Annotated in this window: 9 protein-coding genes; 6 read left to right on the top strand and 3 right to left on the bottom strand. The window is 72.3% G+C overall.

Annotation, left to right across the window (positions count from 1 at the left end):
• Positions 1-48: 48 nt before the first annotated feature.
• Both OG595_RS30665 and OG595_RS30660 read right to left on the bottom strand, forming a co-directional pair.
• A complete protein-coding gene (locus tag OG595_RS30665; protein WP_329277584.1) occupies positions 49-1,872 on the bottom strand; it encodes a protein kinase domain-containing protein in 1,824 nt (607 codons plus the stop codon).
• A 403-nt stretch (positions 1,873-2,275) separates the two neighbouring features.
• Complete coding sequence (locus OG595_RS30660; RefSeq protein WP_329277582.1) at positions 2,276-3,445, bottom strand: steroid 3-ketoacyl-CoA thiolase; 1,170 nt, start codon at positions 3,443-3,445, stop codon at positions 2,276-2,278.
• Between the two features lie 286 nt (positions 3,446-3,731).
• Between OG595_RS30660 and OG595_RS30655 the strand changes: the two genes are divergently transcribed.
• The 5 genes from OG595_RS30655 (at position 3,732) to OG595_RS30635 (ending at position 9,807) form a co-directional block, all read left to right on the top strand.
• The gene (locus tag OG595_RS30655; protein WP_329277581.1) at positions 3,732-4,952 is read left to right on the top strand and encodes a cytochrome P450; all 1,221 of its coding nucleotides are present in this window, start codon (positions 3,732-3,734) and stop codon (positions 4,950-4,952) included.
• 202 nt (positions 4,953-5,154) lie between these two features.
• Positions 5,155-6,045 (top strand): phytoene/squalene synthase family protein, encoded by an 891-nt coding sequence (locus OG595_RS30650; protein ID WP_329277580.1) that lies wholly within the window; start codon positions 5,155-5,157, stop codon positions 6,043-6,045.
• 116 nt (positions 6,046-6,161) lie between these two features.
• Positions 6,162-7,211 carry a helix-turn-helix domain-containing protein gene (locus OG595_RS30645; RefSeq protein ID WP_329277578.1) on the top strand — a complete coding sequence of 350 codons (1,050 nt, stop codon included), beginning with the start codon at positions 6,162-6,164 and terminating at the stop codon, positions 7,209-7,211.
• A 38-nt stretch (positions 7,212-7,249) separates the two neighbouring features.
• Positions 7,250-7,687 carry a hypothetical protein gene (locus tag OG595_RS30640; protein WP_329277576.1) on the top strand — a complete coding sequence of 146 codons (438 nt, stop codon included), beginning with the start codon at positions 7,250-7,252 and terminating at the stop codon, positions 7,685-7,687.
• Positions 7,684-9,807, top strand: a complete 2,124-nt coding sequence (locus OG595_RS30635; RefSeq protein ID WP_329277574.1) for a hypothetical protein — start codon at positions 7,684-7,686, stop codon at positions 9,805-9,807. Before OG595_RS30640 ends, OG595_RS30635 begins: the two co-directional genes overlap by 4 nt.
• 21 nt (positions 9,808-9,828) lie before the next feature.
• Here the strand turns inward: OG595_RS30635 and OG595_RS30630 are convergent, their stop codons facing one another.
• Entirely contained in the window at positions 9,829-11,883 is a 2,055-nt protein-coding gene (locus tag OG595_RS30630) for a bifunctional glycosyltransferase 87/phosphatase PAP2 family protein (RefSeq protein WP_329277572.1), read from the bottom strand.
• 320 nt (positions 11,884-12,203) lie between these two features.
• On the opposite strand from OG595_RS30630, the gene OG595_RS30625 reads away from it, so the two are divergent.
• Positions 12,204-13,085 (top strand): metallophosphoesterase family protein, encoded by an 882-nt coding sequence (locus OG595_RS30625; RefSeq protein ID WP_329277570.1) that lies wholly within the window; start codon positions 12,204-12,206, stop codon positions 13,083-13,085.
• Positions 13,086-13,106: the final 21 nt, after the last annotated feature.

Here is a 13,106-nt window from a genome sequence, read left to right as displayed (position 1 = left end):
TTCCGGCGCCAACTGCCGGGTGACTCCGTTCCCGTTGTCGGGGCGGAGTCACTTCGACGCCCTCAGGTTGTCCCAGGTCACCCGCTTCACGATGCCGTCGACGGTCAGTCCCTTGTCCGACTGGAAGTTCTTCATCGCGGTCTCCAGTCCCTCCCCGAACACGCCGTCCACGCCGGTGCCGCCGATGTCGTACCCGCGCAGCATGAGGATGCACTGGACCTGCTTGACGCGCTTCCCGGTGTCGCCGAGGGCCGTGCGGGCCTTGCCCGCGTAGTACGTGCAGTCGGTGGTCCAGGGCGCCGCCGCGGGCTCGGTCGTGGAGGTGACCGGGGAGGGCGTGGGGGTGGGAGTGGTGGCGGTGCCGCCGTCCGTTCCGGGATCGGGGTCGGTGCCGGGGTCGGTGCCCGTGCCCGCGGTCGTGCCCGTCGAGGTGCCGGGGTCCGTGGGGTCGTTCCCGGCGCCGCCGGCACCGTCGTCGTCAGTGCCGTCGGAGACCTGTGAAGGGTCGGCGGGGCCGTCGGCCGTCTCGGTGCCGTTGCCGGACGTGCTCGGGAGCGACTTCCCGTCCGAGGTGCCCGGCTTCGGCAGGGCGTGGCCCGCTTCCGCGTCGGTCTCGGCGGAGGCCGTCGTGCCGGGACCGGGCGGCGCGGCGGTCGCGTCGGTCGCCGGGCGGGCGAGTACGAAGACCAGCGCGGCCAGGGCGCCGAGGGCGAGGCCCGCCGCGGCGGCCGGTACGGGTCTTCTGCGCGCCCAGGCGAGAGCTCCCGTCGGACGCCGCTGCCCCGGGGACGTCTCGTCGGACGCCATGGCCGGGACCGCCGACCCGGCTGCGGGGACGGGCGCCCCGTCCTTCGCCGGCACCGGCAGCGCCGGGTTCGGGCGGTGGCCCTGCGAGCGCAGTTCGGCCGCCCGTGCGACGGGGACGCGGTACAGGACGTCGTACGCCCGCTGCCGCTCCAGCACCCTGCCGAGCAGCGGTTCCGGCCACCTGGAGGCCTCCGCGGACTCGCCGGCACACTCGCGCGCCGCCTGGACCAGCGCCCTCGGCGTCGGCCGCAGCTCGGGTTCCTTGGAGAGGCAGGCGGCCAGCAGTGCGCCGAGCGCCGGGTCGGTTGCCGTGATCTCGCCGATCACCTCGGCGTCGGGCTCCTCGAAGGCGACCCGGTGCATCACGTCGACACCGGTGCCGTCGCCGAAGGGGGCCCGGCCGACCGCCGCGTAGATCAGTGTCCCGGCGAGCGAGAACACGTCGGACGTGGCGTCGCAGTGGCCGGTCCGCAGGTACTCCGGGGACATGTAGGCGGGTGTGCCGACCCGGTTGCCGGTGCCGGTGATCGCGCTCGCGTCGGCGGCCTTGGAGATGCCGAAGTCGATGACGTGGGCGCCCCGGAGCGACAGCAGCACGTTGGACGGCTTCAGGTCCCGGTGCACGATCCCCGTGGCGGCGAGGTCGGCGAGCGCCTGCCCCAGCTCCGCGACCAACCGCCAGACGACGCCCGACTCCAGGGCACCGTCCTCCCGTACGGCTTCCGTGAGGTCGAGCGCGGCGAGGTACTCCGTGGCCATCCACAGCAGTTCGTCCTGGAACCCCGTGCCGCACAGCCTCGGCGCACGCGGCGAACGGACCCGGCCGTGCACCAGCGCCTCCTGCTCGAAGCGGCGCCGGAACGTCGGGTCCTCGGCGTACTCGGGACGGATCACCTTGACCGCGAACAGGCCGGGACCGTCGTCCGACGGGCGCGCCAGATAGACCCGCCCCATGCCACCGCTGCCCAGCAACGCCAACGGGACGTAGGGCCCGATGTGTTCAGGGTCGGCGGGGCGCAGGGGGGCGGCGCCGGCCTGCCGCAGTGCGGCAGCTTCGTCCGTCACAAAACCCCCGAAGTGATGTTCCACGTACGCCAGTTCGCCTCACTGGCAGAACGAGGCTAACGCAGCACACGCGTACGTACAGGGTTTCGATCACTTCCGCAGGGTAGTTGTGAAAATTCGCATGGGCGCCGACGGGAACATCGGAGCGCGACCGCGGGGGTTCCCCGAGTCACGGACGGGCACGACGGGGAGCTGCCTGCGCCTTCGAGGCCCGTACCGAATCGCGCGCACGTTCGATTCTCTGGCGAACCGCCGGCTCGGCTGCCGACTGCGGCTCGTCGTCGTACGAACGCCGGACGACCCCCTCTACGGGTGAGCCGCAGCCACCACCGCCCCCGGAACCGCTTCGACAACCGCTCCGGCAACCTCTCAACCTCTGCCACGGCGGCCGCCACGGCGGCTCTCAGAGCCGCTGGATGATCGTCCCTGTCGCCAGTGCCCCGCCCGCGCACATGGTGATCAGCGCGAACTCCTTGTCCACCCGCTCCAGTTCGTGCAGTGCCGTGGCGATCAGCCGCGCCCCGGTCGCGCCGACCGGGTGCCCGAGGGCGATGGCCCCGCCGTTCACGTTGACCTTGTCCAGGTCCTGCTCGAAGACCTGCGACCAGCTCAACACCACCGAGGCGAAGGCCTCGTTGATCTCGATCAGGTCGATGTCCTTGAGCGTCATGCCCGCCTTGCCGAGCACCGCCCGGGTCGCGTCGATGGGGCCGTCGAGGTGGAAGTGCGGGTCGGAGCCCACCAGCGCCTGGGCCACGATCCGCGCCCTCGGGCGCAGCTTCAGCGCCCGCGCCATCCGCTTCGACGCCCACAGCAGCGCCGCCGAACCGTCGCTGATCTGGGAGGAGTTGCCCGCCGTGTGGACAGCGGTCGGCATGATCGGCTTCAGGGCCGCCAGGGCGTCGGCCGAGGTGTCGCGCAGCCCCTCGTCCCGGTCGACGAGGCGCCACATGCCCTGCCCGGCGCCCTGCTCCTCCTCCGTCGTGGGCACCTGCACGGCGAACGTCTCCCGCTTGAACCGCTCCTCCGCCCAGGCGACCGCCGCCCGCTCCTGCGAGAGAAGCCCCAGCGCGTCCACGTTCTCCCTGGTCAGTCCGCGGTGCCGGGCGATCCGCTCGGCCGCCTCGAACTGGTTGGGCAGGTCCACGTTCCACTCCTCCGGGAACGGTTTCCCGGGGCCGTGCTTGGACGCCGAGCCCAGCGGCACCCGCGACATCGCCTCGACCCCGCAGCTGATGCCGACGTCGATGACGCCCGCCGAGATCATGTTGGCGACCATGTGCGAGGCCTGCTGGGAGGAGCCGCACTGGGCGTTGACAGTGGTCGCCGCGGTCTCGTACGGCAGGCCCATGGTCAGCCAGGCGGTGCGGGCGGGGTTGGCGGACTGTTCGCCGGCCTGGGTGACCGCGCCGCCGACGATCTGTTCGACACAGTCGGCGGGGATGCCGGTGCGGCCCAGGAGCTCGCGGTAGGTCTCGCCCAGCAGGTAGGCGGGGTGCAGGTTGGCGAGCGCGCCGCCGCGCCTGCCGATGGGGGTGCGTACGGCTTCGACGATCACGGGTTCCGCGGCCATGATGGGGAGTTCCTCTCCTCAGGTCACCCGCGCGGCGCGGGCGTCCCGGCCACCCGCCACGCAGAACTAGTACGCGTTCTAGTTCTGCTTGCAGTCTGCTGACGGCCCGTCCGACACCGCAACCCCCTTGCAGCGCCCGATAGCACAAGCTGTGCCCGGAATTGGTGACGTCGCACCCCTTGCCTCTTCTAGAACCCGTTACTACCTTCGCGACACCCACTCATTCCTGATGGACCGTCAGATACTGGTCAGATGACGGGAGTTTCCGATGGCGTCCTGTCCCGCGATGCCCGAAGGGTTCGACTTCACCGACCCCGACCTGCTCCAACACCGCGTACCTCTCCCGGAGTTCGCCGAGCTGCGCGCCACCGAGCCGGTCCACTGGGTGCCCCAGCACCCCGGCATCGCGGGCTTCGCCGACGAGGGCTACTGGGCCGTCACCCGGCACGCGGACGTCAAGTACGTTTCCACGCACCCGGAGTTGTTCTCGTCCACCACGAACACTGCGATCATCCGCTTCAACGAGCGCATCGAGCGCGACGCGATCGACGCCCAGCGGCTGATCCTGCTCAACATGGACCCGCCCGAGCACACCCGCGTCCGCCAGATCGTGCAGCGCGGCTTCACCCCGCGCGCGATCCGCGCCCTGGAGGACAACCTGCGCAGCCGCGCGCTCGCCATCGCCGCGAACGCCGCCGCCCGCAGCGGCCCCTTCGACTTCGTCACCGAGGTCGCCTGCGAACTGCCCCTCCAGGCCATCGCCGAGCTGATCGGGATCCCCCAGGAGGACCGCCTCAGGATCTTCGAGTGGTCCAACCGGATGATCTCGTACGACGATCCGGAGGTCGCGATCACGGAGGAGATCGGCCAGGAGTCGGCCATGGAACTCATCTCGTACGCCATGAACATGTCCGCCGACCGCAAGCAGTGCCCGGCGAAGGACATCGTCACCACGCTGGTGGCGGCGGAGGACGAGGGCAACCTCGCCTCGGACGAGTTCGGCTTCTTCGTGCTGATGCTGGCCGTCGCGGGCAACGAGACGACCCGCAACGCCATCACCCATGGCATGCACGCCTTCCTCACCCACCCGGACCAGTGGGAGCTGTACAAACGCGAACGCCCGGAAACCACCGCCGAGGAGATCGTGCGCTGGGCGACCCCCATCGTCTCCTTCCAGCGAACGGCCACCCAGGACACGGAGCTGGGCGGCCAGAAGATCAAGGAGGGCGACCGCGTCGGCCTGTTCTACTCCTCCGCCAACCGCGACCCCGAGGTCTTCGACTCCCCGGACGTCTTCGACATCACCCGCGACCCCAATCCGCACCTCGGCTTCGGCGGCGGCGGCCCGCACTTCTGCCTCGGCAAGTCCCTGGCCGTCATGGAGATCAACCTGATCTTCAACGCCCTCGCCGACGCCATGCCGGGCCTCACCCTGGTCGGCGACCCGCGACGGCTGCGCTCGGCCTGGGTCAACGGCGTCAAGGAACTCCAGGTGAGCGCGGGCTAGCCGGAGGCGCGCGAGAAGGCCGCGATACTCGGGCCGGCGGCATCCCGGCGTCGCCGGCCCGTCCCGACGTGAGGCAGGGGCGCACCCCTACGCCCCGCCCCTGCCTCCGCCCACCGCCGGTCGTAGACTGCGAGGGCAAACGCAACTACGACGGTGAGGCGTGCCGGTGCGATCCTGGCAACGTTGTCTGGACGCGGCGGGAGTGACCAGCGGCACCGACCGCGCCGCCTATCTGAAGGCCAAGCAGTTCATGCTGAGCCGGGAACCCGCCGGCCATGTGGCGGTGCGGCTGCTGATGCCCGCCCGCCTCCAGCCCCACATCCTCGCCGGATACGCGTTCGCGTCGTTCACCGACGACCTGTGCGACCGGGGCACGGTGGAGGAGCGGACGCGCCGCTACGAGGGCTGGGCCGAGCAGGTGCGCACGGCACTGGACACCGGAACCGCCCGGCATCCCCTGCTGCGGGCCTTCCTGCACACCGCCGAGGCTCGTGAACTGCCGCGCTCCTGGGTGGACTCGTATCTCGTCGGGGCCGAAATCGACCTGGACTTCGGCGGGTTCACGACCGAGGACGACTACCAGGCGTACATCGACAAGCTCACCTGGCCGTTCCTCATGATCACCTCGGGTCTGTCGATGCCGGGCGGCGGCAGCCGGGCCTACGCGGACAGTTGCCGGCTGCTCGCCGACGCCTGCCAGCGCACCGACTTCCTCACCGACCTGGCCGAGGACCTGCGCGACGGACGCCTCTACCTCCCCACCGACCACCTGGAGAAGCACGGCGTCGTACGGGCCGACCTGGAACACGGCCGGGACCTCCCCGGCGTCCGTTCCCTGCTCTCCGCCACGGCGGCGACGGCCCACGCCACGCTCCGCGAGGCCACCCGGATCATCGCCGAACTCCCCTCCGAGCAGCAGACGTTGACCCGCTTCGTCATCCTCCTGCACGACCAGCGGCTGCGCCGCGCGGCCACCATGGGCGCCGCGGTCACCCGCCGCCCCGTCCGCGACAACCCGGCCGTCTGTCTGCGCCTGCTGGCCCGCTCGCACCGCCCGGACCTCGGCCTGTCGGCGCTACGAGCCGGTTCCTAGTCCGGCACACGCTCTGAACTACGCTTCCGCCCAGACACGTTGAAGCCTGCCGGGTCTCTGTCACCGGGTTCGTGGCGGGCACGGTCCAGCCGGACGGTGACGGGGGTGCGCGCACGATGATCGGAACGGTGTTCCGGAGTGAGGACGTGGCGGCGGAGGACCGGTTCGACCACTGGCGGGAGTTGGTCGGCCGGACCCACGCGCCCAGCGACATGAGCAGCGAGTACGCGGCCGACTTCTGGGCGGAGCAGCGGCTGCTGCCGCTGGGGCCGGTGACGGTGTGGCCGGGGTCGTTCCGGCCGATGCGGTTCCGGCGGTCCGCGCGGATGGTGCGGCAGTCGGACCCGGAGTTCTACCACGTCTCGCTGGTGCTCGCCGGCGGACTGGGGGTCGACCAGGCCGGGCGGGCCGACACCCACGGCCCGCAGGACCTGTACGTGATCGACACCTCGCAGCCGTACGACATACGGCCCCCGGCGGACCAGGAGCGTTGCGTGGTGACGGGGGTGGGTGTCGAGTTCCCCAAGGTGCTGGTGCCGGTGTCACCGGACCGGGTCGGGGACCTGCTGGCCAGACGGCTGTCGGCGCAGGAGGGAGTGGGCGCCCTGCTGTCCGGTTTCCTCACCGGCGTGGTCCGGCAGGCCGACTCCCTCCAGCCGTCCGACGCGCCACGTCTGGGCAACGTGGTGCTCGACCTGCTGCTGGCCTGGTTCGCCCAGGAACTCGGCACCGAGTCGGCCCTGCCCCCGGAGAACCGGCATCGCACCCTGACCGCACACGTCCGGGCCTTCATCCGCCGCAACCTCCACGACCCGGACCTCACCCCGCCCGTGATCGCCGCCGCACACCACATCTCCGTCAGCTACCTGCACCGCGTCTTCCAGGAGCAGACACACGGTGAGACCGTCGCCGCCTGGATCCGCGGCCAACGGCTGGAGGGTGCCCGCCGCGACCTGGCGGACCCGGCCCTGCGCTCCACGCCCGTCCATGTCATCGCCACCCGCTGGGGTCTTCGCCGCCCCGCCGAGTTCAGCCGGGCCTTCCGCAGCGCCTACGGCGTACCGCCCACCGAATACCGGCTCAGGGCGGCGGCGTCGCCAGCGCCGCAGGACATCGTGACGGAGTCCGCCGGGGGACGGGTGGTCCGAGTGCCGAGCGGGAAATAGGGTCTGGTCATCGGCTTGAGGCGAGGGAGCGACCGGGGATGCTGGCAGAGGCGATGGTCGCGGCTGCCGCCGCGGCGGGCACGACGGTTGTGCAGAGCGCGAGTTCGGATCTGTGGGCGGCCTTCCGGGACCGGTGCGCCCGGCTCGTCGGCCGTGGGGATCCCGCGCGGGAGAACGACGCGCTGGAACGGCTCGACCGGACCGCCGCCGTGCTGGACGCCGCCGGCGAGGACGAGGCCGGGCAGGTCCGGGACCTGCAGATCGGCCTCTGGCAGGGGCGGTTCGAGGCGCTGCTGGAGAGCCTGGAGCAACCGGAACGCGACCGCTTCGTCGCCGAACTCCGCGCGCTGGCCGAGGAGTCGACGGCTGAGCAGGCCGGCCGGGGCGTGGTGTCCGGCAACACCTTCCACGGCCCCACGGCGGTCCAGGTCGGCGACCACAACCACCAGGACGTCCACTTCGGACCCACCGGATGACCGGCACCGGCCCGGACGGACCGACCGAAACACCCGACAAGCCGGACAGCCCGGGCGAATCAAGCGAGTTGACGGGCAACGTCTTCCACGGCCCCACCGCCCTCCAGGTCGGCACCGGCAACACCATGAACGTCCGGTACGACGTCACCGCGCCCTCCCCCCTCGACGCGACGGCGGACGAACTGGCCGCCACCGTGCGCCGCCAGTGGGAGCGGGAAGCCGGACTCCGCCGCCTCCTCGAACCCGCCCCGCTGCCCGTGCGCTGGCAGGTGAGCGACCGCAGGATGACCGGCCGGGTCAGCGGCGCCACCGCCGAGGGCGCCCGCGCCCGCTTCGCCCCGCTGCCGGGGCTCGTCCCGACGACCCGTGACGGGCTGCGCGGGGGCGGCGGTCCGGTCGAACTGCACGCCGTCTACGGCGGGTTGGCCTCCGGACGGCTCCTCCTGGTCGGCCCGCCCGCGGCCGGCAAGACGGCCGCCGCCGTGCTCCTGCTCCTCGACGCGCTCCGGTACCGCGCGAACACCGCCGCGCCCGGGCTCCGTCGCCTCGTCCCCGTGCCGGTGATGCTGTCGCTGCACGGCTGGGACCCGGCCGCCGAGAGCCCCGCCGACTGGGCGGCGGGCCGGCTGTCCCGCGAGTACACCCTGTTCCGGGGCCGCAACGGCCGCGCCCGCGCGCTCGAACTGCTGGAGTCCGGCCGCGTCGCGCTGTTCCTGGACGCCCTGGACGAGGTCGGCGGCAAGCTGCGTACGGCCATGCTGAGCGCGCTGGAGTCCGCCGACTTCCGCCTCGTGCTCGTGTCCCGCTCGAAGGAAGCCGTTCTCACCTCCCGGCGGGCCCGGCTGAGCGGTGCCGTGGCGCTGGAGATCCTCCCCGTGCGCCCCGCCGACGCCGCCGCCTACCTCCTCGGCCCGTTGCCCGAACCGTCCCCGCCCGCCTGGGAGTTGCTCGCCCGCACGCTCCTGGACACACCCGACAGCGCCGTCGCCCGCGCCCTCGCCGGCCCGCTCGCCGTCGGCCTCCTGCGTGACGTCTACGGCGACGCCGACCCGGTCGACGAACTCCTCGACCCCGTCCGCTTCCCCACCCCGCGTGCCGTGGAGGACCACCTCCTCGACCACGCCGTCACCGCCGCGTACACCGCCCGGCCGGGACGGCCACGCCCCCGGCACTCCCCCGAGGCCGCCGACCGGGCCCTGCGCCATCTGGCCGTCCGCCTCACCGAGCAGGGCACGCGCGACCTGGCCTGGTGGCACATCCCCAGCTGGGCGGACCGCCGGCCCCGGGCGGTCGCCGTCGGAGCCGTCATCGGTCTGCTGTACGGCGTGAGCTGCTTCTTCCTGATCCTGCGACTGTCCGGTCCGGTGTGGGCGGGCGTGCTGGGGCCGGTCTCCGCGATCGGGGCCGGGTTCGCGGCCGGGTGGCTGAACGTCCGCAGCGGCGATCCTCAGCCGTTGCCGAGCGCCGGATGGCGGGACATCTTCAGCCGGTCGGCCGTACGGACCGGCGTCGTCCAGTGGCTGGTGACGGCGGTCGCCGTCTGGCTGCTCTTCGGGCTCGGGCCGCTGATGGACCCCGGCCTGCCCGCCTGGCTCTGCTTCCTCTCCACGATTCCGGCCGGCTTCGGCACGACCCTCGTCTACGGCCGCGGCTACGAACTCGTCGCCGGAACCTTCATCGGCCACGGCTCGGGGCGCTGGTTCGACGGGGTCAGGGAGGAGCACTCCAACCCGCCCGTGGCGGACAGCCGGTCCGTCGGCCCCCGGGACGTCTGGCTGCACCACATCAGGCTGCGGCTCCTGCTCGGCCTCCTGGTCGGCCTCGCGGTCGCCCTGCTCATCGTGCCCGCCGCGACCTGGCAGCACGGTTTCTGGACCGGAGCCCCGCTCGGCCTCGGCGCGGGCCTGTGGGCCGGGCTCGCGGCGGGTCCCGTGACCAACCTGGGAGTCGCCACGGCCATGACCGCCGTACAGCTCTCCGCCGCCGAGGGCACCCCCGTACGCCTGATGTCCTTCCTGGAGGACGCCCGCCGCCGCAACCTGCTGCGGGCGACGGGCCCGGTGTACCAGTTCCGCCATGCCAGGCTCCAGGAACGGCTGGCCCGGCCGCGCGCCCGGTGACACCGGGGCACCTGTGCCCGGTCAGGTGCGGCTCTTCGCCGCCCAGGCGGGCCGCGGCCGGCCGTCGTCGTCCGCCGCTGCCGCCACGGCCGGACGGGCACGCGGGCCCATGAGCACGTACGACAGTCCGAACCCGGCGAGGACCACCGCCGCCCCGCCCACCGCGTCCAGCACCCAGTGGTTGCCGGTCGCGACGATCGCGGAGACGGTGAAGAACGGATGCAGCATCCCCAGCGCCTTCATCCACCACTTCGGGGCGACGATCGCGATGACGAGCCCGCACCACAGGGACCACCCGAAGTGCAGCGAGGGCATCGCCGCGTACTGGTTGGTCAGGGCCGTGAGCGTGCCGTAGTCCGGCTTGGAGAAGTCCTGGACGCCGTGCACGGTGTCGATGATGCCGAGGCCCGGCATCAGACGCGGCGGGGCCAGCGGGTAGAGCCAGAAGCCGACGAGGGCGAGCAGGGTGGCGAAGCCGAGGGAGGCGCGGGCCCAGCGGTAGTCGACCGGGCGGCGCCAGTAGAGGACGCCGAGGACGGTCAGCGGCACGAAGAAGTGGAACGACGTGTAGTAGAAGTCGAAGAAGTCCCGCATCCAGCCGATCTTCACGACCGTGTGGTTGACCCAGTGCTCGATGTCGATGTGCAGGAACTTCTCGATGTCGTGGATCTGGTGGCCGTGCGCCTCGGCGGTGGTCCGGCCGCCCGTGGTCGTCCCGCCGGTCGCGGCCAGCCGGACCTTCTGGTACGCGGCGTACGTGACGCGGATCAGCAGCAGTTCGAGGAGCAGGTTCGGGCGGGTGAGCACCCGGCGCAGGAAGGGGAGGAGCGGGACCCGGCCGAAGCGGGCGGGGACCGGTGCCGCGAAGTCCGTCGGGACCGGTGAGCGGTAGAACTCCGAGGTCCGGGACAGGAACGGTACGACGGTGGCGGCGGCGACCGCGGCGAGCAGCACGATGTTGTCGCGGACCGGGTAGAGGGCGCCCATGTTCGGGATGACCATCTTGGCGGGCAGCGTCATCACGATGATCACGGCGACCGGCCACATGTAGCGGTCGGAGGCGCGCCTGCCGACGCGGCCGACGACGGCGAGGAGCAGCCACAGCAGCTGGTGCTGCCAGGTCGTGGGGGAAACGGCGATGGCCGCACACCCCGTGATGGCGACCGCCAGCAGCAGTTGGCCGTCCTGGGCGTAGCGCACCGCCCGGCGCAGGCCGAGGACGGCGACGGCCGCGCCGAGCACCAGGAACAGGGTGATTTCGAGGGGTCCCTCGACGCCCAGCCGCAGCAGGGCGCCGTGCAGGGACTGGTTGGCGAGGTCGTCGGCGGCGCCGCCGAGCCCCGCCCCGCCCAGGTGGTGGACCCAGTAGGTGTAGGAGTCGTCCGCCATCGCGGCCCAGGCGAGCGCGGTGCAGGCGACGAAGGTGATCCCGGCCGAGACGGCGGCCCGGCGGCGCCCGGTGAACCAGAGCAGCGGCGCGAACAGCAGCACGGTGGGCTGGAGGGCCGCGGCGAGACCGATCAGGGCGCCGGCGGCCCGTTCCTCGCGTGCGACGAAGCAGCCGAGCAGGACCAGCAGGACGGGAATGATGCTGGTCTGGCCGAGGTAGAGGGTGTTGCGCACGGGCAGCGACAGCATCAGCAGGCTGATCGCGACGGGCGCGGCGAGCAGCGAGGTGCGGCGGCTCACGGGTGCGGGCAGGGCGCGGGCGGCGACCACGCCGAGCGCGACGACCAGCAGCAGCGTGCCGAAGGTCCAGCCCCAGCCGAGGGCCTGCTCGGCGGCCCGGGTGAGCGGCTTGAGGACGAGTCCGCCGAAGGGCGTGCCGGTGAACTGCGTCGAGTCGTAGAGCGAGCCGTTCACATGCAGGACGCCGTCGGGACCCACCCAGGTCTCCAGGTCGGTCAGCCGGTCCGCCTTCGGGGTGCCGAGGACGACGGCCACCTGTCTGACCGCGAGGACGGCGACAACGAGCCAGAGCGCCACACGGGCCAGTCTCAGCCGTGCCTGCGCCGTCCCGGCGGCGCCCGCTCCGAAGGCACCTCCTGCTCCACCACCGTGCTCTGCGTTCGCCACGCCGCGCAGGCCTCCCGCCCGATCCGTCTCATACGCACCATGGGCACCATTTGCCCCACGCGTATCATCCTGTACGAATCCCCAGAGGATCGCACCGCCCCTGATGTGAGACGCGAGCAACCCCCGCTTCACCTGAGGGACCCCGGCCATTCGTCCGGCCTTCTGTCCGGTCGACGATAGTCGGCCCGGGGTACGGATCCGTCCCCCGGTCGCGACGCGGACCGCGCGGAGGCGGGAAACCGGCCGCTTTCGCGCCGGATCGGACAAGGTGCTCCCGAACACGGCCTTGGCCCGTCAGGGCCCGGGGTAGCGTCGCCGGGATGCGGATCCTCCATCTCTCCGACACCCACATCAATCACGCCGGCGCACCCAACCGCCACGGCGTCGACACCACCGGGTCACTGCGCGGGATGCTCGGCGCCGTCCGGCATCTCAGGGGCCTCGGGGCCGTCGTCGTCAGCGGTGACCTCGCGGACAGCGGGGCGCCCGAGGAGTACGCGGTCGTACGGGACCTCGTGGGCGCGTTCGCCCGGGAGCGGGGCATCCCGGTGTTCTGCACCACCGGCAACCACGACGAGCGCGGCGCCTTCGCGAAGGCCCTCGGCAGCGGGCACCTGGACCCGGCGGGCGGCGACCGCGCCGACTCCCGGCTCACGTCCGCCGAAGGCGAGCTGGCGGCGTCGAGCGTGGTCGACGGGCATCGGATCGTCACGCTCGACTCGCTCGTGCCGGGCAAGGTGTACGGCTACCTCGGCGCCGCCCAGCTGGACTGGCTGCGCGAGCTGTTGCGCACCCCGGCACCGCACGGCACGACGGTCGTCCTGCACCACCCGCCGGTCACCCTCGACAACGCGCTCCAGCGGGCGCTGGGGCTGGGCAACCCGGCGGACCTGGCCGACACGGTCCGCGGCAGCGACGTACGGCTGATCCTGTGCGGCCACTTCCACCTCCAGATCATGGGGTTCCTGGAGTCGGTGCCGGTGTGGGTGACGCCGGGGGTGTTCAACCGGATCGACCTGACCGGCCCGGCGGGCACGGAACGGGCGGTGCGCGGGGCCTCGGCGACACTCGTCGACCTGGGCTCGCCGCACGGTCCGCTCTTCCACACACTGCACGCCCGCGATCCCCGGGCCGGCGAGACGGTCTACGACATCGACGAGGCACGGATCACGGACGTCATCGCCCGGGAGGGCTACAAATAACCACGGCAGACCCCCGCACCC

This window comes from Streptomyces sp. NBC_01451 (genome assembly GCF_036227485.1).
In the GTDB taxonomy this organism is placed as follows: domain Bacteria; phylum Actinomycetota; class Actinomycetes; order Streptomycetales; family Streptomycetaceae; genus Streptomyces.
The sequence above is the reverse complement of the archived record's forward strand: the minus strand, read 5'-3'. Positions and strand labels throughout refer to the sequence as shown.

What these genes read in the sequence shown, in the direction of transcription:
- OG595_RS30640 (WP_329277576.1), top strand. Translation starts at nt 7,250, where the DNA reads ATGCTGGCAGAGGCGATGGTCGCGGCTGCCGCCGCGGCGGGCACGACG.
- OG595_RS30660 (WP_329277582.1), bottom strand. Translation starts at nt 3,445, where the DNA reads ATGGCCGCGGAACCCGTGATCGTCGAAGCCGTACGCACCCCCATCGGC.
- OG595_RS30625 (WP_329277570.1), top strand. Translation starts at nt 12,204, where the DNA reads ATGCGGATCCTCCATCTCTCCGACACCCACATCAATCACGCCGGCGCA.
- OG595_RS30645 (WP_329277578.1), top strand. Translation starts at nt 6,162, where the DNA reads ATGATCGGAACGGTGTTCCGGAGTGAGGACGTGGCGGCGGAGGACCGG.
- OG595_RS30655 (WP_329277581.1), top strand. Translation starts at nt 3,732, where the DNA reads ATGCCCGAAGGGTTCGACTTCACCGACCCCGACCTGCTCCAACACCGC.
- OG595_RS30635 (WP_329277574.1), top strand. Translation starts at nt 7,684, where the DNA reads ATGACCGGCACCGGCCCGGACGGACCGACCGAAACACCCGACAAGCCG.